The sequence below is a fragment of the Carboxylicivirga fragile genome (genome assembly GCF_050589805.1).
In the GTDB taxonomy this organism is placed as follows: domain Bacteria; phylum Bacteroidota; class Bacteroidia; order Bacteroidales; family Marinilabiliaceae; genus Carboxylicivirga; species Carboxylicivirga fragile.
In genome coordinates this window covers 42295-68507 of sequence record NZ_JBNGOY010000016.1, presented here as the reverse complement: position 1 = coordinate 68507, position 26213 = coordinate 42295, and the positions used below count along the sequence as shown (strand labels likewise).

Below are 26213 nucleotides of genomic sequence, written 5' to 3'. Positions count from 1 at the left end.
TATAGAAAAACAGGGTTTTATTTCATTTATTATAGTGCTCATGCATAGATAAGAATTACTCCAATAAGCATAATAATATTTTACCTTAAAAATAGAAATTATTATTTAATTAGGAGCTGTTGGTTCTTGTTTATTGTGTGTTAATTACTAGTGAATTATGTGAGAGTGGTTTTTTAATGTACTAACGTGGATAAATAATTGATAAATACATAATTATTTTTGAGTGTCGTTGTAGGGGAGTCAATCCTTTATTGTCAAAGGCTAAATAAAGTGGTTTACATGTGTGTTTTTCAGTGTTCATGTAAGGTTTCTATTAAAAAGTTCCCATAGATAAACCTTTACTTCTGTAGCCTTACACTGGTTTCGAATGCCAATCACCGTGCGAAAAATCATTAATCAGGTAAAATTATAAAATAGATAACCCTATTCAGTTTTCCTGATATTTCCCGTTCTTTGTAGTATTATTTTTTTAATCCTTTAACAAAAACAAATGTCAATAACGAGAATAGATCAAACGCCACGTATGAGTCGAATTGTTGAGCACAATGGCACAATCTATCTTTGTGGCCAGGTAGCAAAAGACGCTAGTAAGCATATCAAAGAACAAACTCTTACAACTTTAGAAAAGGTAGAAGAATTGCTTGATAAAGCAGGTTCCGATAAAAAGCATATACTTTCAGTAACAATTTATATACGCGACATGAAAGACTTCGCTGCTATGAATGAAGTTTGGGATGCATGGGTGGAAGAAGGTCATCAGCCGGCACGTGCTTGTGTTGAAGCTCGTATGGCGCGTCCTGAATTGCTGGTAGAAATGTCGGTAGTGGCAGCAAAAATTGAATAAAGTGGTGTTGTGAGAGCTTGAATTCGGATTATCAAACTTTGAGTAGTGATTGTCAGTTGCTAGTTTGGAGGTGGAGTATTACTAGTAGCATAAAGTTTGTCTTATTGTCATTGCAGAGGTTTCGCCGATCTTCTATTTTAGAAATACTCACTACAACTGTCAAACCGTGGCCTCCCTTTTAGGGGAGCTTTGGAGGGGTGAAACGCGAAGTGCAGAGCTTTAATCAACAAAGTAAAGAGGGTAAACGAGTGCTGTAGTCGCAGCCCCGTCGATAACTATCGCGGTGTTACTTTCTTCGGCTGAAGGAAGAAAGTAAAGGGAATAATAGGATCAGTGTTAAGTAATTTTTCGCTCAAGCCGCTAGGCTTCCCGCCATGGCGGGACAAAAAGTCCGCCGACTGTACCTGCTTCGTTCGCAAAACTACGGTTAATTCACTGAAATTGGTTAAACTCACCTTTTCTCGTGCCTCGAAAAAGCTCAAACAGAAACCAATTTTTAAACGTTACATTAACCTTGTTTTGTGACTCACCAGCTAAGGTCGGTGCATACACTAAGTGCAGAGCTTTAATCAAAAATGTATTGAAAATTGCGCAGACTAAAGTTATCACGGCTTGAGTGATCTTATCCACTTTTAAGGGGATTATTGTGGTAATGGTATTTCCATGCGTCTTTTGCAATCGTATTGTGTCTATAAGTTAAACCTGAATTATTCATTAGGAATCATTTTTTTATGATGAACTAATGGATCCATGATGGTTAACCCCGTTACGATAATTATCGTGATAGAAAATCACCATTTTGGTATTTTCACCAAATGGATGATTTGCTTTATCGTTATGCATTTAGGCTATTTTTTATTAATCGAATGCATAGTTTGGGTTGAATCAATACATTAGTGTTTTGTGATGGGCTTTATTTTTTCTTTAGAAAAGTCTAACTTGAAACACCTTTAAGAAAGAAGTTTAACTTTAAATAAATATGGAATGAAAATTTTGACTAGTATTTGCCTGGTAATGGCATTTGCCTTTGGTGCAATGGCGCAATCAGAAGAAAAACAAAAAGAAATAATTAAAGATAGTGGCGAAGCCAAAACAGCTTTCCTGAAAAAAGATGACGGCATGGCTAAGTTTTTTAATGGCTCATATGGCTACGTTATTTTCCCAAATGTTGGTAAAGGAGGTTTGGGCATAGGTGGTGCCGCTGGTAATGGTGCAGCCTACAAGCAAGGTAGTCTGGTTGGTATGGCTAAATTAACACAGGTGAGTATTGGTTTCCAGGCTGGTGGACAGGCTTTTCGTGAGGTCATCTTTTTTGAGACACAAAAGGAGTTTGATCGTTTTACAGAGAATAAAATCGAATTTACCGCTCAGGTATCGGCGGTTGCCGCAGCAGCTGGTGTATCAGCCAATGCCAAATACGTAGATGGTATTGCCATTTTCACTATGGCAAAAGGTGGCTTGATGTATGAGGCTTCTGTTGCTGGTCAGAAATTTAAGTATAAGGATTTGTAGGAGAAGTTGTATTTTAATTGTGCTTTTTGGTTTAATATTTAATGCTCCAACTTCGCATTGGGGTGTGGCCTCAGCCGATGATCAAAAAAACAAGATTGTGTGGCGATTAAAAATCGTTTTTGTTTGAGCGAAGCGAGTTTAAACGATTTCAGCCAGACAATCGTAGTTTTTATAGAGAAGCGGGTGCAGCCTTGACTTTTTTGTTTCGTTTTTGGGTCAAGCCAAAAATGAAAAGCCTGTCCGGCTAGAGGACAGTGATTTGATTGAGAATATCATTTATCAGTTTTAGCCAATGTAGTTACAGACAACAATTAAATAAACTTCGTTTAGAGGTGAGGTTTCTATCTAATGAACAAAGTAAAGTGGGTAGGTGAGTGATGCAGACGCGGAACCTAGTTGTACTTAAAATAGGAAGCTATTTTCTTCATGAGTTTAATCCGCATTTGTTTTACTTAAGCATATTAACCTATCTTGTCCTAACATTTACCTAGAAAGTCACAATGAAAGGAAGCTCCACACTATCAAAATCAAACCTTTTTTACTTTATCATCCTAAGCTGCCTATGCTTATCTTCCTGCTCATCAGCATCAGATGAAAAAAGCGATGAGGTGAGTGATTTCTGTTCGCGCATTCATCGGAACGATTCTATTTCTTTGACAGATGAATTGGCAAGTATTTCGGAACAGATGGAAAAGAAGACCGGTGTATTGATGCTTGAAGATGGGGGTAAGGCTTTGGTTACACGTGCGTGGTTGTGCGAGTATGCCGAGAAAAGCATCGATATACAGTATTTCATTTTTTCAACCGATAATGTTGGGCTAATTGCTTGTGATTACTTGGTAAGAGCAGCCGATAGAGGCGTGAAGGTGCGCATATTGATTGATGATATAATGGTGGATGCCGATATTGAGGATGTATTAACCTTGGCTTCGCACAAAAATATTGCTATTAAGGTTTACAATCCTGGTGTTAATTTGGGTAAGAACTTATTTCAGAAGTTGAAGAAATTTAGTACCGACTTTAGAACGGCCAATCAGCGTATGCATAATAAAACCTTTATTGTAGATGGTAAAGTGGCTATTACAGGCGGAAGGAATGTGGCAGATGAGTATTTTGATTACGATCATGAATATAATTTCAGAGACCGTGATGTGCTTTTGTTGGGCCAATTGGCTGGTGATGTAGATGCTTCTTTTAACGATTTCTGGCATTACGACTTAAGTGTGCCGGTAGAGGAACTGAGTAAAGAATTGGCCGATAGCCAGCATTACGAAAATCAATTTGAACGCTTGCATCAATACGCATGCAACCCTGAGAACTTCTGGCCACAGGTCAGAGATAAAATCGAGAATCTGGCAAGCAGTTTTCCCGATATAAAGAAGTCGGGTGAATTATATTGGTTGGATGATGTAAGCTACGTATCGGATAATCCCGGTAAGAATGATGGGAGTGAAGGTCTAGGTGGAGGAGGCGTGTGCACCGATACTTTAATCAGTCTGGTTCGTCGGGCGAAACATTCAATACTGATTCAAACGCCCTACCTTATAACTACTGAATTGAGTCAGAACCTTTTCAGGGAAGCGACTGATCGAGGAGTAGAAGTGAGAATATTAACCAATAGTTTGGCCTCAACCGATAATGTGGAAGCTTTTGCCAGTTATCAAAGCAACAGAGAGAAGTTATTAGCAACTGGGGTACGAATATTTGAATTTAGGCCTGATGCAGCTATCCGTCGGAAAATTATGTCGGGTGATTTGCAAGGTAGCATCGATTATACACCCAAGTTTGGTTTACATGCTAAGTCTATGGTGATTGATGGAAAAACGACTGTTGTTGGCACTTTTAACTTGGATCCGCGAAGTGCTAATCTGAATACCGAATGTATTGTGGTTATTAACTCTGTTGATATCGCATCTGAAGTACAAGCAGCAGTGGAGGAGGAATTAAAACCAGAAAATGCCTGGGAAACAACCGTTGATTTTAATCCGGATAAGGAAGTGAATAAAATGAAGCGCATAAAAACCTGGACACGCAAAGTTCTGCCCAAGGCTATTTTGTAGTAGGTGATTACTTTGTTTTGCCAAAGCGGTAACCAAAATAGATCCGAAATACATTTGAGTCGTATTGGACATCGGCCTCTGAAATGCCTTTAATACTATAGGCATTGGTTGAATAACGCAGACCAGCTATCCACTTATCGGTGTTATATCCAAGCGATGTCTTAAACTGATAACCCGTTGTTAATTGAGCTTCATCACTTGGATTTAAAATCACCTCATTCTGATCCTTAATGTTGACGGTTTGTGCTCCTAGGTGAGCCACCAAATAAAGATTTATAAAGAATTTCTTTTTTATGACGAAAGTATAGGTGTATCCTCCTGATATACCAAATGAAAACAAACCTAGTGAACGTATGCTATCGGCAGTTGCAAAGTTTTGATGTACTTCTTGGGGCACAAGACTTTCGTCGGTGCTGAGAGCATACGATGACAGAAATCCACCTAACAGTGTTGATCCGGCACTTTTATGTTGAATTTGATTGGCACTATAAGCAGCCTTGTAAGAGAAGTTTTTATTTAAAACCCGAAGTACGCCTATATTAAAATTTGCTACGGATAAACTATCCATTGAATGATAACTTTTACCATCCCATTTATTAATTACTTCATCAGCATTTTGTAAATACATGCCTCTATTAAAAGATAGATTAAATCCAATTAACCACTTTTTTGGAGTAAGTGTCAGGCCAAGATTTAGTGATGTGCTCTTGCCATATTTGTCAACATTCATATTCGGAAAAAAGTTGACTGCTATACCCAAGCCTATCCATTTGTACTGACCAAAAAGTCCAAGGTTTAAGTTTTTATTTGGTAAGTAATGGAGCTTTTTTTCGGAGTTAGTGTCCTCAATAGTAAGGGTCCCTATTTTTTGAATACCATAGGCGCTAAGTGCAAAATGTTGACTATAATCGGTGTAATAGATGGTACTGTCTTTACTTTGAGCTGTAACAAACAGCCCAATAAACAGGATAGATAGCACTAAAAACACCTTATGCATAAGAGATAAATATACTTTTTTTTCTGAATGAGTAAAAATAATAATGCTTCTACGCTCGGGGTGGTAAATAGTTTTACGATTTATTAAAAGCAAAAAAAAACAGCCGACGTAAGTTTACGACGGCTGCTTTTGTGAAGTTTTTGTAAGGATTAGAATTCGATGATCAATTTAGACATAAAATGAACACCTGCTTGAGGGTAATAATAAGCCCAAGTATGTTCTGTGTCATTTCCTGCTGAGTCACGGGTATAGTAGTTGCCACCATAGGCATTGTTTTCATACTCTAAATCGAATAAATTATTAACCATCAATTGTAGACCAATGCGGTTGGCAAAAGATGGGAAGAAATTAAGATCTAATTTTAGGTTATTTACAAAGTAGGCATCTAGGCTTCTATTAGTATTTGATGTATTATCAAAATATTGCTCACCAACGTATTTAGAAATCAAACTCACTTTTAGGTTTGAATTAACTGCGTAGCCAAGAATACTGCTAGCAATAACATCAGGTGAATATGCAATGTCAGTTGTTCCCAATTCTGATATTAACTGTTCTTTTAATTCATCCCAGTTTTCATCATAAACGGTAGCATGGTCTACATAATCTTTAATCTTATTTTGGCTTAATGATAAGTTACCATCCCAACTGAACTCTTTAGTTATTTGTGCACCAAATACGAATTCTATACCTGCACGGTAACTGTCTTTTACATTTGTCATTACATCATAACCACTGCTGCTCTTTTCGCCAGTTGGCACCAATTGGTCATTATAAAGCATGTAAAACAAGTTGGCACTAGCAGAAAATTTTGACGATTTATAGTTATAACCAGCTTCAAAGTCAATTAGCTGCTCCGCTTTAGGGTATGAACTAGGATCTCCTTTGGCATCTTTAAAATTTGTACGCGTAGGTTCGCGGTTTGAAATGCCTACCGAGAAATAGGTCTGTTGCTGTTTCGATAAATCGTAGCTGATTCCAATCTTGGGGTTAAAAAAGTTGAATTTATGCTTTTGTACTAGAGCTTCACGATCGTCATCGATACCATCCATCGAATAATTAATGTTGCGGTACTGTAAATCAAAGAAGGTATTGATGGATGTGGTCGGTTGCCAATTAACCTTTGCGAATACATTAGCGTCAGTTTTTTCTCCAACATTTTCGTACCAGCGATCACCTTTCTCAGATGCACCAGCAAATCTGGCCCAGATAACTTCTCCAAAGTGATCACCCTCATATCGGTTCCATCCGCCTCCGAACGAACCTGATACGTTGCCATTTTTATAGTTAGCAGAAGCTGTTAAGCCATAAAAATCATTTTCTAACCATTTTTGTCGAATTAAATCTGTTGAATTAATGGTTTCATTTCCAATTTCAATAGATTCCCAGCCATACTCACCGTAACTTTCATCTTCTTTGTATTGCTCGTAAAAGCCTTCACCTCTTGTGTAATGTAAAGCACCATTAAGGTTTAGTTTCTCATTAAGCGAATGAGAATAAAATAATTGATAATGAGTTTGCTTGTAGTTATCTGTCTGGTCTTCGTAATAACGAGTATTGCCATCTACATCAGTGTATTCACCAGCAGGGTTGTATGTTCTTTCTGGCTTCCAACTGTCGTCTGCCCATTCCGGTTTAAATAATTTCTCTTGTGGAACTCCCCACCAACTTATGCCAGTTCTTTGATCACCATGAATGATGTTCATTTTAAGAAGTCCATTATTAGTAAGCATACTACCACTTAAGTACAAGGATTGATGATCAGAAAAGGCATAATCAATATAACCATCGGAGTTTAACTTGGAGTAACGAACATCAAAGGCAAAACGATCTTTGATTAGACCGGTACCGGCACTTATAGAGTTTACAAAAGTGTTAAACGAACCAGCAGAACTTTCAATACGAGAATAAGCTTTGTCGTTAATTGAAGTTGTTTGGAAATTTATGGTTGCTCCAAAAGCGGCAGCTCCATTCGTGCTTGTTCCTACGCCGCGTTGTATTTGTACTTCATCTAATGAGGAAACAAAGTCTGGCATGTTCACCCAATATACGCCTTGACTTTCAGAATCGTTTAGTGGGATTCCGTTTACGGTTACATTAATCCTGGTTGGATCAGTTCCTCTGATACGAAGGGCAGTATATCCAACACCAATGCCAGTTTCGGACGTTGCAACAGCTGACGGCGTTAGGCTTAACATATAAGGAATGTCTTCCGATGAAGGACGATTAATAATCTCTGACTTGGTTATGTTCGTATAAGCAATTGGAGATTTGTTGTTAGCTTTTATTGCTGATACTATAACTTCATCTGTTAATACCGCGACGGTTTCAAGTTTAATGTCTAGGTTATTTGTAATGGCCTGGTGTTCTGTGGTTTTATGTCCGATGTAAGAAAAAACCAATGTAGGCTGATTTTCTTTACTCAAAATTTCGAACTCACCATTATTATCCGTAATCGTTCCTGAGTAAGTATTTTTAAGGATTACATTAACACCAACTAAAGGTTCATTATTTTCACTGGTAACTTTACCATTAATAACCGTTTGTGCCGAGGCCTGAATTGTAAATAAGCCAATGAGCACTAGAAATAAAAAATTCTTCATTAATAAAGCAGTTTAAGTTTAAAACAAATACCGCAATGAGGAGTAATAGGAGATAGCATCTTTCCTTGTCGGCATTACCCGGCCAGGTTCGAAGGGTATGATCTCAGCCCGTTATTATGAGGCACCCCATTGTTTAAATTTGGCGCAAATGTAACATGCCAAATTGGATTAACAAATATATTTAAGAGCTTTTTGTCCGATAAATAATGTTGGTGGTGTAATTTATTGAAAATGAGTTAGGATTGCAAGTTTTTTGCTGTCTGTTATTTTATTGAAATTTGGGGCACATGGTGGGTATTACTTCACATATCAAAAAAATAAGACTGTGAAATTATAGTTTTGTTAATTATAAAAATAACTTCGTAGTGAAGGTAAAGCTGAAATTTAGTTATGCATGCCTCATGTCGTTAAATAAAAGTGTTTTATAGTATGGCGAAGAAAATTGCTATTGGATTGGGAGTTATTATATTGATTGTGATGATTACCATTGGTGTTTTTGTTTTTAATGTTCTTAATCAACACAAGAAACTTAGTCAAGGCGAATTAAGCATGGTATCAAATGTTGATACCATACCTTTTACTTATTCATCTTCTGGGCATATTTTGCTGCAAGCCAGAATAAATGGCAGCGAAAAAACACATTCCTTCATTCTGGATAGTGGTGCTGGTAATATGGTTTTTGGTAAATGTCAAAGAGAATATGATTTTCCTGGCAACGGTATGGGTATTGGTATTGGCTCAAAAGGTGATTTCTTTACCAGCAGAATTAGAGAGGTTGAGTCTCTTACTCTTGGCAATGGCATCGAATTTAATGAGATTAATGCCAAGGAGCTAGAATTTAATTTTGATTGTTCTGATGATATTTATGGATTGATTGGTACTGGCGTCATGCATCATTTGGTTTGGCAGATCGATTTTGAAAAGCAATACATCATAGTTTCTAAACAGCTTGCCGATTTGGACTTGACCGATGATAGAATCGAGATTGATTTAAAGGAAAATAAAAGAAGCCATCATATTAATGCCAACATTAAATTTAGAGAGAACAAGAGGTTTGTTAGTGTGCTGGTGGATCTAGGTAATAGTGGTTATATGAGTTTGGAAGAAGCCTATGTTCTAAAAGATTCTCTGAACTTAAAGAGTAAATTGATTGATGGATTAGGAAGTAGGGGCTTAGGTGATGATATCGCAGAGAAATCAAATGAAAGATACTATTTATTGGACAGTTTAATATTTACTGATTCGTCCTATTTTGTGAATGATTTTCCCGTTACAGCAAGAGAAAAGAGTTTAAACCTTTTAGGTCTCGGCTTTTTTGAACAGTACAAAACCACCATTAGTTGGCATGATAAAAAATTGATACTTGAACCTAACGAAAGTAAACAGAATTTCATCTGGAAGACAACAGGTTTTTCAACACGATATAATAAAGAATTGAATCGAGTTGAAATTACAAGCATTACTGAGGATACACCATCATCAAGGGCTCAGGTACCTCTTAAAGCCGAAGTGATCTCAATTAATGATATTACTTTTACCGACGAAGCATCCTATTGTAGTTTTAGAGGTATGAAATTCGCTAATGATACAATTGATGTGAAAATTAAAGTCAATGACACCATTCAACAGTTTCAATTAGTTAAAGAAGCTATTTTTAATTAAGAGAGAGTGTAATTATCCATTAACAATTAACCATTTATAATTAATCATTACCCCATCATCCCACTGTCCCAGTCTTTCCAAACGGTCTCGTATCCTTTCGATTGAATCATACGACTAATTTCGTCAGGGCTACGATCATCGGCAACAGAAAATTGTTCAAGCGCTTTGTTATAAACAGCATAGCCGCCAGGTTCGGTTTTCGATCCGGCACTCATGGCAGTTACGCCCAATTGCAACATATTATCGCGGAACACCTTACTCTCACGCGTAGAAAGCGATAAATCCACATCGGGATTAAAGATGCGGTAAGCCATAATTAGTTGTGCTAATTGGCGATCATTCACTTCATGATTGGGCTGAAAGGCACCAGTATGTGGTCGAAGGCGAGGGAAGGAGATGCTGTACTTGGTTCGCCAATAGGTTTTCTCCAGATAATCGAGGTGAAGTGCTGTAAAGAACGAATCCGTGCGCCAATCCTCCAAGCCAAGTAGGCAACCAATGCCAATTTTATGAATGCCCGCTTTGCCAAGCCGTTCGCTGGTTTCAAGTCGATACGAAAAGTCGGATTTTTTCCCCTTAGGGTGATAGCTCTTGTATTTTTCTCTGTTGTAAGTTTCCTGATAAACGTAAACTGTGTGTAAGCCCAGTTCGATTAATTGTTCGTAATGTTCCTGAAGCATAGGTTGCACCTCAATTGAAATCAACGAAAAGTGTGGTCTGATCACTTCCATTATTTCTTTAAGGTATTCAAAGCCACAATCGGCAGGATGTTCGCCTGTAACTAACAAAAGATGCTCAAAACCCATGTCTTTAATCACCTTTATTTCTTCCAATACTTGCTCTTTGTTTAAGGTAATTCGTTTGATGTCGTTATCGTGACTAAAACCACAGTAAACACAAGCATTGGCACAGGCATTCGACAAGTACAGCGGAATATACATTTGAATGGTTTTTCCAAAGCGTTGCTGGGTGATGGCTCTACTTTTTGCTGCCATTTGTTCCAGATAGGGTTCAGCAGCAGGAGAAATGAGCGCCTTGAAATCTTCGAGTGTCGCATTATGCGAATTAAGAGCCTGCTCAACATCACTCTCAGTTTTGCTGTATATGGATTGCCTGATCTCTTCCCAATTGTGAGAGGCATGTACTTGATCAAAGGTATTATTAGTCATGACTGGTTTGCTAGCTTGTAAGGTAATTTGTGCTTGGTTTAATTTAAAAAGGCCGTTAAGGGACTAGATGCTTCAGCACCCCTGCTTTTTTCGGCCAATTTGGCTTCATAGGCCATGCGCCCTGCTTCTACCGCCATTTTAAAGGCCTGTGCCATTTGAACCGGATTAGGAGAAACAGCGATTGCCGTATTAACCAGCACTGCATCAGCTCCCATCTCCATGGCATCAGCCGCATGCGATGGCGCTCCAATGCCAGCATCTACCACAACAGGTACCTTACTTTGTTCGATTATTATTCGAAGCATCTCTTTGGTTTGCAGACCTTGGTTTGAACCAATGGGTGCACCCAAAGGCATTACAGCCGCTGTTCCAACTTCTTCAAGGCGTTTGCAAAGTACAGGATCGGCCTGAACATACGGTAGCACTACAAACCCTAATTTTACAAGCTCTTCTGCGGCCTGAAGTGTTTCGATGGGATCGGGTAATAAATATTTAGGATCGGGATGTATTTCCAGCTTAAGTAAATTTGTGCCCAAAGCTTCGCGTGCTAACTGTGCAGCGAAAATAGCTTCTTTGGCCGTTCTTACACCTGAGGTATTTGGCAGTAACTTTATGCGTGGATGTTTTAAATGTTGCAAAATATCGTCGGCAGCATTGTTAACTTCAACTCTGCGAAGTGCCACGGTAACCAATTCTGATTCGCTTTGGTTAATGGCTTCTTCCATTAAGGCATTCGATGCAAATTTACCAGTGCCGGTAAATAACCTTGAGTTGAATATGTATTCACCTACTTTAAGTTCAGACATGATTTGGGATTATTAATATTGCGGTTAATGTTATTTTTTTATCCAGTTGGCCGAGCTGTATTTACCAGTGCTTGTTAGTAGCTCTATGGTTTGTGCTCCTGGTTGTTCTTTTTTTGTGAGGTACGATGAAATGGCAATGCCATGCACACCAGCATCAAATAAACCTTTAAGGTCTTCCGGTACTAGTCCACCAATGGCAATAACAGGTATGTTAATCTTATTCTCGCGGCATTGGCTTATAATGTTTTGGTAGCCTTCAAGGCCAAGTACAGGGCTTAATTTCTTTTTTGTTTCGGTAAAACGAAAGGGGCCAAGGCCTATGTAGTCAACGCCTTGAGCAACCAGCTGTTTTATGTCTTCAAAGGTATTTGCCGTTCCACCTATTATCATATGGTCACCTAAGATACGCCTTGCTTCAGAGGGTGACATGTCATTCTTTCCTAAATGAACACCATCAGCTCCAATTTTAGCAGCAAGTTGTACATTGTCATTTATGATTAACTTGGCATCATTATCCATACAGAAACTCAAAGCTTGAAGCGCTGTTTGTTCAAATTCTTTGCTATCTGCTTCCTTCATGCGAAGTTGCACCCAGTTACATCCGCCAAGTACTACTTGCTTAATCTGATCCATGGTGCTGTGCTGATCAGATGGCGATGTGATAAAGTGTAATTTGGCTATACTTTTATTCATGGTCATATAGATTGTAAGAGTGATGGCCTAATAAGTTGTGGTTGCTGGCAATGAATGATTTAACGTAGAAATGAGAATTGTAACAAGCTTTCTGTAAATCTTCTCCCTTGGCAAGTTCAGCACTTATGGCTGATGATAAAACACAGCCAGTTCCATGCTTTTGCCAATCGCCCTTCACCTTGTCTGATGTTATTTTATAGCTTGTTTTGTTAGGTGAATACAATTCATCACAAACCCTGGATTCTTGAGTATGACCTCCTTTTAATAAAAGATGGCACTCTAATTCATCAACAATTAGTTGTGGATTTTCCTTGCCGAATAATTGTGTGTATTCCGGAATGTTCGGTGTGATGAGGTCGACTCTGCCGCTTATCAAACTTTTAATAGAAGGAGCTAAGTTAGCATGAAAAGAAAAGCCGGCTGAAGCTTTTAGTATGGGATCCCATATGATAAAAGCTTCAGGCCATGTTTCTTTTAGCCAGTCTAATAATTCTGAGAGGCAATCTTCGGATTGAATCAAGCCAATTTTTATGCAAGCCGGCGTATATTTTACAGCCAATGCCTGTAATTGTTGTTTTATTTTTTCGATCGAAAGCCAATCTAAGCCAATAAATTCACTTTCGTTCTGGTAAGTAACACTAGTAACGACGCCCAGGCCATAAACCTTGTTCTGTTCCAGGGTTTTAATGTCACTCGAAATGCCTGCTCCGCTGCTGGGATCAAAGCCGGCAATACTAAGTACATAAGGTCGTTTCATTCTTTTAATAATGTTTAAGCGACCTCTATGTATTCATTAAGAATCAGTGATTCTTAAAATTAAAGGTTGCTAATTACCATTTTGTGGTGACTTCCTTGAAACGCTCAATTAAAGCATTCACATCACCATCTTTTTCAAATTCAGCCCAAAGGTGTCCGTGCAACACAACACCATCAAAACCTAATTTTTTGGCTACATCAACATTGTTCGATTCAATACCTCCCAATGCCAATACAGGTACTTCATGTTTAGCAGATAGATACTCTTTAAGTACATCTTGGCTAATTGCCGGACCGTATCCCTCTTTAGTGATACTCTCAAATACCGGACTCAAAAGCGCATAATTAAAGGCATCGCTCAAATTGATCAATTCACTCATCGAATGAACCGAAATGCTTTTAGGACTTGTACTTGCACTGTAATCATCAATTAAATGACGATTGTATGATGTGAAATGTACACCCCTAAGTTTCATTTTACCAACCAATGACAAATGGCTATGAATGGTCATTTGTTTATGGTATTTGGCGTCAATTGAATCAATCCACTGTTGCATTTCCTCTTCCGAAAAGGCTGGCTTTCGAACATGAAGAACCTCTAGTCCATTTTCAAACAATGCTGTAATAGCTTCAACTTCGTTTTTGAGGTTCTTTGGATAACAAATTACTACTGGCTTCATAAAGTTTAGTTTTAATCTGCCACAAAAATAGTGTAAAAGATTACAAATACAGCTCTCCGCCCGATTCTTTAAACAAATCTGTTTTTTCTTTTAGCTTTTCTGCCAGATCCCGAACTTCTTGCGTCGATTTCATAGAGCAAAATTTTTCTCCACACATCGAACAGAAATGCGAAGATTTATAGCCTTCATCCGGTAATTCTTTGTCGTGATACTTCATAGCTGTTTCAGGATCAAGTGCTAAGGCGAATTGATCTTTCCAACGAAACTCAAAACGTGCTTTACTCATGGCATAATCTCTAAACTGTGCTCCAGGAAATCCTTTAGCAATATCTGCGGCATGTGCAGCTAGCTTATAAGTGATTACTCCTGTTTTAACATCGTGCTTATCTGGAAGTCCCAAATGTTCCTTTGGTGTAACATAACACAACATGGCTGTTCCTTGCCAGGCAATCATAGCGCCACCAATAGCGGACGTTATGTGATCGTAACCTGGAGAAATATCAGTAGTTAAAGGGCCTAATGTATAGAAAGGTGCTTCATCACATTGTTCCAATTGGCGATCCATGTTCTCTTTGATGGCTTGCATTGGTACATGACCTGGGCCTTCAATAATCACCTGTACATATTTGGCCCGCGCTTTTTTATTTAGTTCGCCCAATATGTCTAATTCTCCAAACTGGGCCCTGTCATTGGCATCGGCTATTGATCCAGGGCGTAATCCATCTCCCAAGGAAACACCAACATCGTAGGCTGCTAATATGTCACAGATTTCGTCGTAATGCGTGTATAAAAAGTTTTCTTTGTGTTTATACAACATCCATTTGGCCATGATGGCACCACCACGTGATACTATACCTGTCACACGTTTAACCGTCGATGGAATATGACGTAAAAGCAATCCTGCATGAATAGTAAAATAGTCAACGCCTTGCTCAGCTTGTTCTATTAGAGTGTCGCGATAGATTTCCCAAGTTAATTTTTCAACGTCACCACCTACTTTTTCTAAAGCTTGGTATAAGGGCACGGTGCCTACTGGAACCGGAGAGTTACGAACGATCCACTCACGTGTTTCATGGATGTTTTCACCAGTTGATAAATCCATAATGGTATCGGCTCCCCAACGTACTGCCCAAACGGCTTTTTCAACTTCCTCTTCGATACTTGATGAGGTTGGCGAGTTACCAATGTTGGCATTTATTTTAACCAGGAAGTTACGACCAATAATCATTGGTTCTGCCTCTGGGTGATTGATGTTGGCTGGTATAATGGCACGTCCGGCAGCAAGCTCTTGACGTACAAATTCGGCTGTAACTTCTTTTTCAGGAATATTGGCACCATAGCATTCGCCACGATGTTGACGATAGTTTTCTTTTACCTGTTGTAGTTGCTGGTTCTCACGTATGGCAACGTACTCCATTTCAGGTGTAATAATGCCCTGGCATGCATAATAATACTGCGTTACGCAATTGCCTTTAATGGCACGTAATGGCGTATGGTTAACATGATCGAAACGTAGCTTGTCGAGCTCTTTGTTATTTAGGCGTTGATTGCCATATTCCGAGCTTAAGTTTGTCAGCTTTTCAACATCGGCACGCTCCTCAATCCATTGTTGACGAATTTTAGGAAGCCCTTTCTCCAAATCAACCACATAAGATGGATCGGTATACGGACCACTGGTATCGTAAACAGTAATTGGAGGATTTGAAATTAATTCATCCTCAGTTGTTCTTGTGTCGCTTAATTCAATACTTCGATGCGCTACTTTAATATTATGAATGGTTCCATTTTCGTATATCTTTTTCGAACTTGGAAACGGACCTGTTGTTATGCCCTGTTGCGAAATCTTTCCTTTTGTCATGGCTTGTTGATTGATTTAACCTCCTTGGCTGGCTTTAATTATTAAAACTTTATCTCCATCAGATATTTGAGCACTATTCCATTTGCTTTTTGGAACAACCATATCATTAATAGCAATGGCAATGCCACCAGTGTCTGCTTGTTTAATCTGATTTAGTACGTCAAAAATTGTACTTGAAGGGGGCATGTTTTGCTCCTGTCCATTTACACTTATCTTCATTCGATCTGAAAATTAAATAGAGGAGCCTTATTGGAGAAGAATTCATTTCCCTGCGACAGCATTACCTGCATCAGGTTCAATGGGTGTAATCTCAGCCTGTTATTTAAGGCACCCCTGTAATTCGGCTTCAAAGGTAATTGAATTTAGATGCGGGCAACAAAAAAGCCGAAGAAATTTTTCTTCGGCTTTTAAATCGTAATTATATGTAAGGTTTTACTTTTCTACTTTAAGAATTTCTTTGATCATTGTTTCCATATCGTTTTTTGGTCGAAATCCCATGGCTGCTTGTGGTTCGCCATCCAGTGGAACAAATACAATGGTTGGCAAACTGCGAATGCCAAATGTGCCAGCTAGTTCTTTTTCCTTATCAGTGTTGATTTTATAAATCTGAATTTTATCGCCGTATTCTTTTTGTAACTGTTTTAGAACCGGAGACAATTGTTTGCATGGGCCACACCAATCAGCATAAAAATCAAGAATGGCTGGTACCTCACCTTTATAATCCCATGTTTGACTTGCTTCGTAATCAAATACTTTTTCTTTAAAAGTCGTTTTATCCAGATAGATTACTTCACTGCCCTGGCTCTCGTCTGAATCAATCGCATTGTCTGTTTTGTTGGTGTTAGCAAAACTCAAAGCAATGCCTGATATAAGAGCAAGTCCAATTATTAAGGGGAATTTTAATTTCTTCATGATATACAATTTGATTAGACTTTATTATAGCTTATTTCTCAACCTTTAATACGTCTTTAAACGCTTTCTCAAAAGTATCTTTTGGTAAGGCGCCTTGTGCCATTTGTGGTTGACCATCTTTGGGAATAAATAGTATCGAAGGAATACTCTGGATACCAAATGCTCCGGCTAATTCACGCTCTACTTCCGTATCAACTTTATAAATGTCAATTTTACCATCGTACTCAGTTGCTAGTTCTTCAAGCACTGGAGCCACAGCTTTACACGGTCCACACCAGTCCGCATAAAAATCGATTATACAAGGTTTGTCACCTTCAAATTTCCACTCTTTACTATCTGTGTAGTTAAAAACTTTAGCTTTAAATGTATCGTTATTTAATTTTTCTAACATGATATAATGTTTTAAATTTAATTATCTAATAATGTCGATATGTCAATATCAATATTTGTGCCAAAACTCAAATCGGTATTTGAAGGCCAAATTGCCATAAAAAATTGTAATTTTGTCAGCATTATGACAATAAATGGCAGTGAAGATATTGAAAAGTATTTGAAACATCCTGTTTTTCATGCTATTCGAGATGTGAGTGATGATATGAGCTTGCAATCATTTGTGATAGGAGGTTTCGTTCGGGATATTTTTTTAAACCGCCCATCGAAGGATATTGATGTGGTTGTAATTGGCAGTGGTATTGAATTGGCAGAGCGTGTTGCTAAAAAACTAGGTGGATTACGTTTATCAGTTTTTAAGAATTTTGGTACTGCCATGTTAAAGTATCGCGATTTAGAGGTTGAGTTTGTTGGAGCGCGTAAAGAGTCGTATCAACGCCACTCGCGAAAGCCAATAGTAGAGGATGGAACGCTTGAAGATGATCAGAATAGACGCGATTTCTCAATTAATGCTTTGGCCTTATCTTTAAATAGAACTACCTACGGTGATTTGCTTGACCCCTTTGATGGGATTAAGGATATGCAAGATGGAGTAATTCGTACACCTCAGGATCCTTTAATTACTTTTTCGGATGACCCGCTAAGGATGATGCGTGCCATTCGCTTTGCAACGCAATTGGAGTTTCAAATTGATGAAGCAACTTTTGAGGGTATTAAAAAGAGTAAGGATAGAATTGATATTATTTCCGCCGAGCGAATTTCGGATGAGTTAAATAAAATTGTGATGGCTGATCAACCATCTATTGGCTTTAAGCTTCTGGAAGAAACGGGTTTGTTAGGAATTATCTTTCCAGAGATGCAAGCTTTAAAAGGTGTTGATAAGGTCAAAGGTCGTGCTCATAAGGATAATTTTTATCACACCTTAGAAGTGTTGGATCGAATTGTACCCAATACCGATGATTTGTGGTTACGCTGGTCGGCTATTCTGCACGACATTGCAAAACCAGTTACAAAGCGTTACGATAAAAATACCGGATGGACATTTCATAATCATAATTTCATAGGAGTGAAGATGGTGCCTAAAATATTTAAGCGCATCAAATTACCTTTGAATGAGAAGATGAAATTTGTTCAGAAGATGGTGGGACTTCATATGCGTCCAATTGTGTTGAGTGAAGATGTTGTGACAGATTCGGCTGTTCGTCGTTTACTGTTCGAAGCAGGTGATGATATTGATAAATTAATGACTCTTTGCGAGGCAGATATAACATCTAAGAATCCTGAAAAGGTGAAGCGATACATGCGTAACTTTAAACAGGTTCGCCGTAAGCTAAAGGAAATTGAAGAGAAGGATCATGTTCGTAATTTTCAACCACCCGTGAGTGGAGAGGAAATAATGGAGACTTTTGGTCTTTCGCCATGCAAGGAAATTGGTGATTTAAAGTCTGTGATTAAAGAAGCTATTCTAGAGGGCGATATAGCCAATGATCACGATGAGGCATATCAGCTAATGCTCAAAACAGGAATTGAAATGGGATTAAAACCTGTAAAGTAAATTTATGGAAACCCATTCTAAATACTTTTTTGAGAAGCAAAAAGATAAAACTATTGATGTAGGCCCTATTTTGATTGCCGATTCGTTTTCGACACCAGAAAACGTAGGTAGTATTATTCGCTTAGCGGCCAATGTTGGTGCAAAAAAAGTAATCGTATTAAATGGTGAACATTTGCGTGATACTAAGGTGAAAAAAACAGCTGGAGCGGCTTTAAATCATGTTGAGGTTATTTTTACTGACAGTAATTCATTCAAGGAGCAATTGCCTAATGACTATCAGATATGTGCTTTAGAAACAGTTGAAGGGGCTCAAAGTATTTATAATTGTTGTATACCTAGTAAGTTAGCTTTGGTTCTTGGCAATGAGAAGTATGGTGTTTCGGATGAGATGCTTGCTGAATGTGTTTCAAGTTATTATGTGCCAATGCCAGGTGCTATCAAATCGATGAATGTTTCGCATGCAGCAACCGTTTGTTTATTTGAATGGTACCGTCAGCAATTAATTTAATAAGCGAAATTTGATGCATCTAAAAACAATTGTTTATATTTGACGCATCAAATTGAAGTAAGTAAAACAAAATATTTAGGATTAAACAGGTCGGTTTACCAACTTGTTTTTAGGGTTAGTTTTTTAAGGGTTATAGGGGGGCATTAGTTCCCCTTCCTTTTTTTTACTTTCAGAATAACTGGTAAATGATCGCTTACTCCTCCGATGTAACGCGGCCCTGCATAAGTTCTACGCGGTTTAAATCCACTATACGACTTATCTTCTTCAAGTAAATAGTTGAATTGAATTATTTCGTGTTCAAATTTTAAAGATTGACTATTCGCTAATCCTTCAGAAATAAGAATGTGGTCAATTAGCGACCATTCTCCTTGGTATTTATGCGATCCGGCAATTGGCTTATTCGAAATTGATTTTACCTGTAAAATAGAGCATAGGTTTTGATGAGTAATTAATGAGTGAAGCGATTCAGCATTCATAGTGGCGTTGAAATCTCCCATTACGATAATTTTAGCTTTTATGTCTGTGTGATAGATGGAATCTACCTTTTCTGCTATGCGCTCAGCAACCACTATTCTTTTCTTCTCCGAGGCTAATTCTCCGCCTCTTTTTGAAGGCCAATGGTTGACAAAAATATGCAAGGTGTCTGATTGCAACATTACCCCTTTGCAATAAAGAATGTCACGTGTATAATATGAAGACTCTGTGTTAGAGCAATTGATCGGATAAGATTCTATTGGTGCAAAATATTTACTTCTGTATAATAAAGCTACGTCAATGCCTCTTTTGTCGGGTGAATCAAAATGTATGTATCGATAGGATTGGTTATTCAAGCCACTGTGGTAGATGAGCTGTTTGAGTGCATAAGTATTTTCTATTTCGCATAAGCCAATTATCTGAGGAGGATTCCAAGCATTTGCGCTTAGAATGACTTTGCTTATACCATTCACTTTTTGATAGAAGCGATAAGGTGTCCAATGTTTATAGTCAGTTGGGGTAAATTCGTCATCGTTGGTTAAACTATCGTTGTCGCAATCGAAAAGGTTTTCGACATTATAGAACAGAATGGAATAATCCTTTTCGTGCTTGTTTTGTGAGCTTAGTAAGAAGGGGATTAATAATAAATTAAAGAGAAAACGAGTTCTATTTATTATCATTTTGATTTTTCAACGCGCTCATAGGCTCCCAAATCAGGGCCATCATCTTCGAGGCGACTAATGTTTAGAATGTCGAAAGGAAAGCTTTCTCCTACCGAGATTTTACCTATGTCTTTGGCTGCGGAAAGCGTATCTAGTTGGTAGTTGTATTCATTGTAATCAATGAAACTAGGATCCTTATCGGTGATTATGTTTTTGTACTTGGTTTCATCAGATGTGTCAAAGTCTTCGACTAATCTTATTAGGCAATGATCAAACAAATACTTCGCATCGGCTTCAGGAATTTCACTATCTTCAAATTTAAGATCAAAACCTAATTCATTACGATTTTTACCATAGATAATACAATTGTAGAAGTTCGCTTTCTTGAGTGGTACTATCTGTTGGTTGTCATTTTCGTCTAAAAAGTAATTATTCAGAAAAATACTTGGGTTTGTTCTGAAAGTCCAATCAAAGTAATTGGCAAACGTACAATGGTTAAATTCGTATGAACCGCCTACTGTTAGAGCCAATGAATTATTGCCACTGTCGCCAAATATACAATTGCTTACATTTAGCGATGCGCTTTGTGCTAATAAACCAAAGGAGCTTATGTGTTCAATGCGTGTATTGTGTATTTCAATAGGATTATCATCCAGACCAACAGAGTCGGCAAGTATTCCCATCATACCATTTTTAATAATGGCATTATTAAAGGTGCTTTTTCCTGATTCTGGTAAAAGATGAATGTAGCCCCATTGTCCTGGTTTATCCTCGTACCATTCTTCCTGGCGATGACCGGTAAAGAGAACGGGTTCCTCCTTTGTGCCATTAACCTCTAACGTACCTAGTACAAGTAAACTAGCATCCTTATAAAAGTAAAGCCTTGCGCCAGGATCAATCGATACGGTCTCAGCCGAATCTACAACAACATAGTCATAGATTAGATAAGGTTTATCTTTTGTTAAGGTTTGAGTTTTTAGCCATTCTTGTCGCATCAGCACTACGTCTTGCCCGTACGCAACTAGTTTAACCGACTGTAAGTGTTTACTTGTTTGAAAAATGATAGAGTCATTTACAACAAATGGCTTGTTACTTCCCATTGGATCAATGGTAATTTCAACAAAAATGAATAAACTATCTCTAGCCCCTATCTGTACGTCAGTTAAGGCGTTCTCCGAATAGCCATTGACATTAATTCGAAACCCTGTACTTTCTCCACCTGCCAGTTCAATAGATTTAATTAATAAATCTTCATCGTATGGATTATAGACTTTAAAGTTTTGAGTAGTGGATCCAATGGAAGTAAAAATTGTATCGAACATTACTGTGTCCATCGAGAAATACAATCCTTCTTCGCCGCCTCTATATGTGAATTCGCGTTCGCAAGACCATAAGCATGTGATGCTTATTGCTATTAGTATGGTCTTTAAAACGTTCTTCATGTTTTGCTTGTATTTAAATTTTGTATTGGCTAATGAGTTATTAGCCAATAGGTAATGCCACGTGGTTTAGATAATGCTCTTGGTCGAAAACAATTTTTGATACCAGACTACAAAGTACCTTTTTTGATCCTATCTGCAAAATAATAAAATATGCAGGAAAAAGCAATACATATTTTCACATTTATTCCATTTTTTTTCACATTTATTAACAATGATGTAACGTATTAAAATGAAAAAAGATTCATTAATATAATAAAACGTGCGTAAGGTTTTTTTATTTTGCATTTAGGTTTAAAGTACATTGTTTATTGTGCTGGCCTCAATTCTTTATTTATGCAATCAAATTTACATCGTCCATATACATTCGACCGAGTTGTACGTATGGTAATTGCAACACTATTGATAGTTGGTGTTTTATATGCAGTAAACCATCTTAAACATGTGCTAGGTCCCTTTGTTATCGCTCTTTTTATTGCTTATCTCTTAGATCCGTTTGTGAATTTTATTCAAACAAAATTAAGAGTTAAGTATAGGGGAGTTTCGGTAATTCTCGCAGTTGCAATTGTAATGTCGCTTATTTCTCTGGTAATAGTTTATCTGGTGCCAGCCTTTATTCAAGAAATGAATAAAATGGGAAGCCTAATAAAACAATACTTGCAATCGGTTAATGTACAAAATGTACTGCCGTTTGAAATGGATAAGAGTTTAAGGGAGATGATCAGAGAAGCTGATTTGGTATCTTATTTAAATTTGGATAATATTTCACAGGCTACTAAAAAGATTATGCCCGGTTTCTGGAATTTGTTTTCGGGTTCCATGCAAATATTGGCTTGGTTTATTGGTCTTTTGGTAATTGTACTTTACACCATCTTTATTCTTCTTGATTTTAAAAAGATGGGAGAGTTTTGGTTTCAGTTAATACCCAAACAATACCAGGAAGTTAGTGTAGGTGTGGTTGATGATTTGGCTGGAGCAATGGATTTGTATTTCAGATCACAAGGTTTGATTGCTTTGATTGTTGGAATATTACTGGCAATCGGCTTTAAAATTATAGGTTTGCCAATGGCGATAATTATGGGACTTTTTATTGGGGCGTTAAATATAATTCCTTACCTGCAAATTGTTGGAATCATTCCTGCCTTGCTACTAGCACTGCTTAAGGCAATGGAAACACAGCAAAGTTTCTGGCATGTCGCTTTAATGGTGATTATTGTGATTGCTATTGTACAGCTTATTCAGGAAACCATATTAACACCGCGAATATTAGGGAAAGCTTATGGGATGAACCCTGCTATTGTTTTACTTTCATTGTCGATATGGGGTAGCTTAATGGGACTTTTAGGTATGTTATTGGCATTGCCACTTACAGCATTAATAATGTCGTATTATAAACGATTTGCTTTGAAACAAGAAGTAGTTGTTGAAAGTGTGGCGGAAGATGATTCTTTAAAGAAGAAAGAGGCGAAATGATGTATATTAAAAAAGGTCGCCTTGAGCGACCTTTTATGAGTATATAGTAATGAGTTAAGTTATTGTTTTGCTAGTGTATGGTCGTTTAATACTTCCCATTCGTTAATGTTAACCATCCAACTTTCCAAAGGAATGTCCTCTTCAACAAAATTTGCGTCGATGATATTCCAAGAATCCAATGATAACATCCAAGGCTCAATGGCAATGTGCTCCTCGGCATAATCAGTGCTAAGCAATTGCTCTAGTTGCATCGTTGGCCAGGCATTTGTGTTAAACATCCAATTTTCAAGTGGGATACTTTCTTCGGTGAAAGTACTATTGGTTTCGATAACCGACCATTCGCTAAGCGAAACCATCCATGTTTGAAGTTCTAAAGCCGGCTCTTCAACAGGTGTGTTAAAGTATTCAATGTTTGTAGCAGTGTATGAATTATCAAGCGGTTTTGTCATCCAGCTTTCTATTGTTATTGGGGCTTCTACATTCTCCACCAAAAGTTCTTTAAGGTCTATGGGTGCTAATTCCGTTACATGCTCCAATACTGGTTGGTAAGTTTGTTTATTCATTAATGCTGAAACATCGGCAGATTTAAGGATCGGGCTACTTTGATTAAATGAAAAGTAAATGCTCAAAGTAAAAATGCTAACAGTAATTCCAAAAAATAGGTAATTAATTGTTGTGTTCTTGTGGCTGTGGTTAATTTGTGTTTTCATCACTATATCCTCCATTTGTTTTATTGCTAGGAGTATATCATACTTTGTGCCATGCTTTGTAAGTGTAAGATATGTAGTTGGTTGAGGTGGGTTGGTGGGTGAAGGCTTATTTTAAAATGACCGATATCAGAACAAAAGCGTGTTCAAAATCGCACACAAAAAAACCCGTCCTTTTAAGACGGGTTTATATTGTATATGGTGAAAGGTTTTTTATTTCAAGTTCTCAAGAACTGCCATAACTTCTTTCACATGTGTTCTACTGCTTTGTAACAAGGCTTTTTCGTCCTCGTTCAAGTCTAATTCGATCACTTTTTCAATACCGTTTTTCCCTAGTATTACTGGTACTCCAAGGTAGCAGTCATCAATTCCGTACTCACCGTCAAGTTTAATACATACCGGGAATACACGTTTTTGATCACGAACAATAGCTTCAACCATCTGAGCAGCTGCAGAACCAGGTGCATACCAAGCTGAGGTACCCATTAGTTTTACTAATTCTCCTCCACCAAACTTAGTACGTTCGATAATAGCATCTAATGTTTCTTCGTCAATTAATTCAGTTACTGGTATACCACCAACAGTTGTATATCTAGGAAGTGGAACCATTGTATCACCATGGCCGCCCATCAATACTGCTTGAATATCTTTCGGAGATACATTTAAAGCTTCGGCTAAAAAGGCGCGGTAACGTGCTGTGTCCAGAATACCTGCCATACCCATAACTTTTGTTCTTGGCAATTTTGAAGATAAGTGAGCCTGGTAAGTCATTACATCCAATGGATTTGAAACAACAATAATAATAGCTTCAGGCGAATGTTCAATAACTTGTTCTGTAACAATTTTAACGATGCCAGCGTTGGTTTGAATTAAATCATCGCGAGTCATTCCCGGTTTGCGCGGAAGACCAGATGTAATTACAACAACATCAGAACCAGCTGTTTTTGTGTAATCATTCGTTACGCCAACAGTTCTTGTGTCATATAGGTTTATTGGGGCTTTTTGCCATATATCAAGTGCTTTTCCTTCAGCAACTCCTTCTTTTATATCAACTAAAACAACCTCATTGGCAATCTCTCGGTATGCCAATACATCTGCACAAGTGGCTCCAACATTTCCGGCTCCTACAACTGTTACTTTCATAATTTGAACGTATTATTTAATGTTAAATACAATTTATGTTTGCTTATGGTTTTGTCGTATATGTACTGTATATGTGGACAAATCATAAGCAGAACTTCTATATTATGTCGTAAATATATAGAAATATTTACATTAACGATTTTTTTCTGTAATGTTTAACATTCTTTTAGAAATCTACCGTTAACACTTCTCTTAACAAGTAAATTGTAGCATTGTTCAATATCAGTTGTTTGCCGAAATATTAATAGCATTTGTGTGCTTTAATTAGTTAAAAAGTATGAATCCCTTGAATTGATTTTATAATTTGAGAGTGTTGTATTTGCATAGTATCCCAAATTAGTAATATCATATTATGTAGATTGGTTATAAATAAGGTTGAGTGAAGTGCTAATAAAAAAAAGCTCTATTTAAGTTGCTATAGGCTCTAAGGTGTAATATAGACACTAAGTAATTTTTATATGCGTAAGCATTTGATTTAATAAATCTTGTCAAATGTAAAAATGTGTTATATATTGCCACTGAATTTTTAAGTGTAAAATGTACACTATGTAATGGATTGTAATGCCAGTGTTAAATGAATAAGGATCTAATAAAGTATTTGTCTGTTGATTGCGTTGTGTTCGGATTTGATTTCGATAAGCTGAATGTGCTTTTGGTTGATCGTGTGTTAGAAAATATGGAGCAGGGGTTAATTTTTTCTGACATGACTTTAACAGGTAATCATGTTTATGAAGATGAGACAATGGATGCAGCTGCTCAGCGCATTTTATTTGATTTAACAGGTTTAAAAGACGTTTATCTTGAGCAGTTCAAGACATTCGCACACCCTGATCGTTTAAATAAAGAAAATGATCGTCAATGGTTAATTAGTGATAAGCGCAATCCAGAACAACGAATTGTCTCGGTTGGTTTTTTTGCATTGCTGGCAACCCCAAAGGTAACACTCGAATGGAAAGGTCGAAATGTGATGTGGGTGCCAGTGGCTGAGGTTGCTGAATTGGCGTTTGATCATAACCTTATTTTACAAGAGGCTTTAAAAGCAATGAGAAGTAAATTGCTTCATGAACCAATTGCGTTTGAGTTGTTACCAGAGAAATTTACGCTTTCTCAATTACAGAAAGTGTATGAAATAATATTGGACACCACTTTTGATAAGCGAAATTTCAGGAAGAAGGTTGCACGAATGAAGTATATGGTGCCACTTGATGAAAAGCAAAAGGATGTTTCCCATAAGCCAGCACGCTTGTATATGTTTAGTCGTGATATTTACGAAAGAACGCGCAAAGAATTATTAAACTTTATAGTGTAAAAGA

General features: G+C 37.5%; 23 protein-coding genes and 1 riboswitch. Of the genes, 8 read left to right on the top strand and 15 right to left on the bottom strand.

Annotated elements, in window-relative coordinates:
• The first annotated feature begins 490 nt into the window (after positions 1-490).
• The 3 genes from ACRD7B_RS09050 (at position 491) to ACRD7B_RS09040 (ending at position 4416) form a co-directional block, all read left to right on the top strand.
• The gene (locus ACRD7B_RS09050) at positions 491-844 is read left to right on the top strand and encodes a RidA family protein (RefSeq protein ID WP_430824204.1); all 354 of its coding nucleotides are present in this window, start codon (positions 491-493) and stop codon (positions 842-844) included.
• Between the two features lie 984 nt (positions 845-1828).
• The gene (locus ACRD7B_RS09045; protein ID WP_430824203.1) at positions 1829-2356 is read left to right on the top strand and encodes a YSC84-related protein; all 528 of its coding nucleotides are present in this window, start codon (positions 1829-1831) and stop codon (positions 2354-2356) included.
• A gap of 500 nt (positions 2357-2856) precedes the next feature.
• Complete coding sequence (locus ACRD7B_RS09040; protein WP_430824202.1) at positions 2857-4416, top strand: phospholipase D-like domain-containing protein; 1560 nt, start codon at positions 2857-2859, stop codon at positions 4414-4416.
• Positions 4417-4423: 7 nt separating this feature from the next.
• Here the strand turns inward: ACRD7B_RS09040 and ACRD7B_RS09035 are convergent, their stop codons facing one another.
• Together ACRD7B_RS09035 and ACRD7B_RS09030 are read right to left on the bottom strand one after the other, a co-directional pair.
• A complete protein-coding gene (locus ACRD7B_RS09035) occupies positions 4424-5413 on the bottom strand; it encodes a DUF4421 family protein (RefSeq protein ID WP_430824201.1) in 990 nt (329 codons plus the stop codon).
• A gap of 149 nt (positions 5414-5562) precedes the next feature.
• Positions 5563-8013: a TonB-dependent receptor gene (locus ACRD7B_RS09030; RefSeq protein ID WP_430824200.1), complete on the bottom strand. Its 2451-nt coding sequence runs from the start codon at positions 8011-8013 to the stop codon at positions 5563-5565.
• 429 nt (positions 8014-8442) lie between these two features.
• Here ACRD7B_RS09030 and ACRD7B_RS09025 point away from each other — a divergent pair, with 429 nt between their 5' ends.
• Positions 8443-9675, top strand: a complete 1233-nt coding sequence (locus ACRD7B_RS09025; protein ID WP_430824199.1) for a pepsin/retropepsin-like aspartic protease family protein — start codon at positions 8443-8445, stop codon at positions 9673-9675.
• Positions 9676-9722: 47 nt separating this feature from the next.
• Here ACRD7B_RS09025 and thiH read toward each other — a convergent pair whose 3' ends face one another.
• From thiH to trxA (ACRD7B_RS08980), 9 genes are all read right to left on the bottom strand, one after another.
• Positions 9723-10844 (bottom strand): 2-iminoacetate synthase ThiH, encoded by a 1122-nt coding sequence (gene thiH / locus ACRD7B_RS09020; protein WP_430824197.1) that lies wholly within the window; start codon positions 10842-10844, stop codon positions 9723-9725.
• Positions 10845-10882: 38 nt separating this feature from the next.
• On the bottom strand, positions 10883-11650 hold the full coding sequence (locus ACRD7B_RS09015) for a thiazole synthase (protein WP_430824196.1): 768 nt from the start codon (positions 11648-11650) through the stop codon (positions 10883-10885).
• A 30-nt stretch (positions 11651-11680) separates the two neighbouring features.
• Entirely contained in the window at positions 11681-12343 is a 663-nt protein-coding gene (locus tag ACRD7B_RS09010; protein ID WP_430824194.1) for a thiamine phosphate synthase, read from the bottom strand.
• Positions 12336-13100, bottom strand: coding sequence for a hydroxymethylpyrimidine/phosphomethylpyrimidine kinase (locus tag ACRD7B_RS09005; protein ID WP_430824193.1), 765 nt, complete (start codon positions 13098-13100; stop codon positions 12336-12338). The genes ACRD7B_RS09010 and ACRD7B_RS09005 overlap by 8 nt, the downstream gene beginning before the upstream one ends.
• A gap of 73 nt (positions 13101-13173) precedes the next feature.
• Positions 13174-13779, bottom strand: a complete 606-nt coding sequence (locus tag ACRD7B_RS09000) for a thiamine phosphate synthase (protein WP_430824192.1) — start codon at positions 13777-13779, stop codon at positions 13174-13176.
• Positions 13780-13819: 40 nt separating this feature from the next.
• A complete protein-coding gene (thiC, locus tag ACRD7B_RS08995) occupies positions 13820-15637 on the bottom strand; it encodes a phosphomethylpyrimidine synthase ThiC (RefSeq protein ID WP_430824191.1) in 1818 nt (605 codons plus the stop codon).
• 15 nt (positions 15638-15652) lie between these two features.
• Entirely contained in the window at positions 15653-15856 is a 204-nt protein-coding gene (gene thiS, locus ACRD7B_RS08990; protein WP_430824190.1) for a sulfur carrier protein ThiS, read from the bottom strand.
• Between the two features lie 29 nt (positions 15857-15885).
• Positions 15886-15982, bottom strand: a riboswitch (TPP riboswitch).
• An 87-nt stretch (positions 15983-16069) separates the two neighbouring features.
• The gene (trxA, locus tag ACRD7B_RS08985; RefSeq protein WP_430824189.1) at positions 16070-16549 is read right to left on the bottom strand and encodes a thioredoxin; all 480 of its coding nucleotides are present in this window, start codon (positions 16547-16549) and stop codon (positions 16070-16072) included.
• A 31-nt stretch (positions 16550-16580) separates the two neighbouring features.
• Positions 16581-16940, bottom strand: a complete 360-nt coding sequence (gene trxA / locus ACRD7B_RS08980; RefSeq protein WP_430824188.1) for a thioredoxin — start codon at positions 16938-16940, stop codon at positions 16581-16583.
• A gap of 39 nt (positions 16941-16979) precedes the next feature.
• Between trxA (ACRD7B_RS08980) and ACRD7B_RS08975 the strand changes: the two genes are divergently transcribed.
• The gene (locus tag ACRD7B_RS08975; RefSeq protein ID WP_430824187.1) at positions 16980-18494 is read left to right on the top strand and encodes a CCA tRNA nucleotidyltransferase; all 1515 of its coding nucleotides are present in this window, start codon (positions 16980-16982) and stop codon (positions 18492-18494) included.
• 4 nt (positions 18495-18498) lie between these two features.
• Positions 18499-19002 carry a TrmH family RNA methyltransferase gene (locus tag ACRD7B_RS08970; RefSeq protein WP_430824186.1) on the top strand — a complete coding sequence of 168 codons (504 nt, stop codon included), beginning with the start codon at positions 18499-18501 and terminating at the stop codon, positions 19000-19002.
• A gap of 143 nt (positions 19003-19145) precedes the next feature.
• On the opposite strand, the gene ACRD7B_RS08965 is transcribed toward ACRD7B_RS08970, so the two are convergent.
• Positions 19146-20156, bottom strand: a complete 1011-nt coding sequence (locus ACRD7B_RS08965; protein ID WP_430824185.1) for an endonuclease/exonuclease/phosphatase family protein — start codon at positions 20154-20156, stop codon at positions 19146-19148.
• On the bottom strand, positions 20153-21580 hold the full coding sequence (locus ACRD7B_RS08960) for a hypothetical protein (protein ID WP_430824184.1): 1428 nt from the start codon (positions 21578-21580) through the stop codon (positions 20153-20155). The genes ACRD7B_RS08965 and ACRD7B_RS08960 overlap by 4 nt, the downstream gene beginning before the upstream one ends.
• Positions 21581-21913: 333 nt before the next feature.
• On the opposite strand from ACRD7B_RS08960, the gene ACRD7B_RS08955 reads away from it, so the two are divergent.
• The gene (locus ACRD7B_RS08955; RefSeq protein WP_430824183.1) at positions 21914-23050 is read left to right on the top strand and encodes an AI-2E family transporter; all 1137 of its coding nucleotides are present in this window, start codon (positions 21914-21916) and stop codon (positions 23048-23050) included.
• 59 nt (positions 23051-23109) lie between these two features.
• Here the strand turns inward: ACRD7B_RS08955 and ACRD7B_RS08950 are convergent, their stop codons facing one another.
• Complete coding sequence (locus ACRD7B_RS08950; protein ID WP_430824182.1) at positions 23110-23760, bottom strand: hypothetical protein; 651 nt, start codon at positions 23758-23760, stop codon at positions 23110-23112.
• Positions 23761-23970: 210 nt separating this feature from the next.
• Positions 23971-24900 carry a malate dehydrogenase gene (gene mdh, locus ACRD7B_RS08945; RefSeq protein ID WP_430824181.1) on the bottom strand — a complete coding sequence of 310 codons (930 nt, stop codon included), beginning with the start codon at positions 24898-24900 and terminating at the stop codon, positions 23971-23973.
• A gap of 574 nt (positions 24901-25474) precedes the next feature.
• Here mdh and ACRD7B_RS08940 point away from each other — a divergent pair.
• Positions 25475-26209 (top strand): NUDIX hydrolase, encoded by a 735-nt coding sequence (locus tag ACRD7B_RS08940; RefSeq protein WP_430824180.1) that lies wholly within the window; start codon positions 25475-25477, stop codon positions 26207-26209.
• The last annotated feature ends 4 nt before the right edge of the window (positions 26210-26213 follow it).

Coding starts and splice junctions, on each gene's coding strand:
- thiH (WP_430824197.1), bottom strand. CDS start 10,844: ATGACTAATAATACCTTTGATCAAGTACATGCCTCTCACAATTGGGAA.
- ACRD7B_RS09005 (WP_430824193.1), bottom strand. CDS start 13,100: ATGAAACGACCTTATGTACTTAGTATTGCCGGCTTTGATCCCAGCAGC.
- thiC (WP_430824191.1), bottom strand. CDS start 15,637: ATGACAAAAGGAAAGATTTCGCAACAGGGCATAACAACAGGTCCGTTT.
- thiS (WP_430824190.1), bottom strand. CDS start 15,856: ATGAAGATAAGTGTAAATGGACAGGAGCAAAACATGCCCCCTTCAAGT.
- ACRD7B_RS09040 (WP_430824202.1), top strand. CDS start 2,857: ATGAAAGGAAGCTCCACACTATCAAAATCAAACCTTTTTTACTTTATC.
- ACRD7B_RS09045 (WP_430824203.1), top strand. CDS start 1,829: ATGAAAATTTTGACTAGTATTTGCCTGGTAATGGCATTTGCCTTTGGT.
- ACRD7B_RS09025 (WP_430824199.1), top strand. CDS start 8,443: ATGGCGAAGAAAATTGCTATTGGATTGGGAGTTATTATATTGATTGTG.
- mdh (WP_430824181.1), bottom strand. CDS start 24,900: ATGAAAGTAACAGTTGTAGGAGCCGGAAATGTTGGAGCCACTTGTGCA.
- ACRD7B_RS09035 (WP_430824201.1), bottom strand. CDS start 5,413: ATGCATAAGGTGTTTTTAGTGCTATCTATCCTGTTTATTGGGCTGTTT.
- ACRD7B_RS09010 (WP_430824194.1), bottom strand. CDS start 12,343: ATGAATAAAAGTATAGCCAAATTACACTTTATCACATCGCCATCTGAT.
- ACRD7B_RS09015 (WP_430824196.1), bottom strand. CDS start 11,650: ATGTCTGAACTTAAAGTAGGTGAATACATATTCAACTCAAGGTTATTT.
- trxA (WP_430824189.1), bottom strand. CDS start 16,549: ATGAAGAAATTAAAATTCCCCTTAATAATTGGACTTGCTCTTATATCA.
- trxA (WP_430824188.1), bottom strand. CDS start 16,940: ATGTTAGAAAAATTAAATAACGATACATTTAAAGCTAAAGTTTTTAAC.
- ACRD7B_RS09050 (WP_430824204.1), top strand. CDS start 491: ATGTCAATAACGAGAATAGATCAAACGCCACGTATGAGTCGAATTGTT.
- ACRD7B_RS08940 (WP_430824180.1), top strand. CDS start 25,475: ATGAATAAGGATCTAATAAAGTATTTGTCTGTTGATTGCGTTGTGTTC.
- ACRD7B_RS09030 (WP_430824200.1), bottom strand. CDS start 8,013: ATGAAGAATTTTTTATTTCTAGTGCTCATTGGCTTATTTACAATTCAG.
- ACRD7B_RS08960 (WP_430824184.1), bottom strand. CDS start 21,580: ATGAAGAACGTTTTAAAGACCATACTAATAGCAATAAGCATCACATGC.
- ACRD7B_RS08970 (WP_430824186.1), top strand. CDS start 18,499: ATGGAAACCCATTCTAAATACTTTTTTGAGAAGCAAAAAGATAAAACT.
- ACRD7B_RS08975 (WP_430824187.1), top strand. CDS start 16,980: ATGTCAATATCAATATTTGTGCCAAAACTCAAATCGGTATTTGAAGGC.
- ACRD7B_RS08950 (WP_430824182.1), bottom strand. CDS start 23,760: ATGAAAACACAAATTAACCACAGCCACAAGAACACAACAATTAATTAC.
- ACRD7B_RS09000 (WP_430824192.1), bottom strand. CDS start 13,779: ATGAAGCCAGTAGTAATTTGTTATCCAAAGAACCTCAAAAACGAAGTT.
- ACRD7B_RS08965 (WP_430824185.1), bottom strand. CDS start 20,156: ATGATAATAAATAGAACTCGTTTTCTCTTTAATTTATTATTAATCCCC.
- ACRD7B_RS08955 (WP_430824183.1), top strand. CDS start 21,914: ATGCAATCAAATTTACATCGTCCATATACATTCGACCGAGTTGTACGT.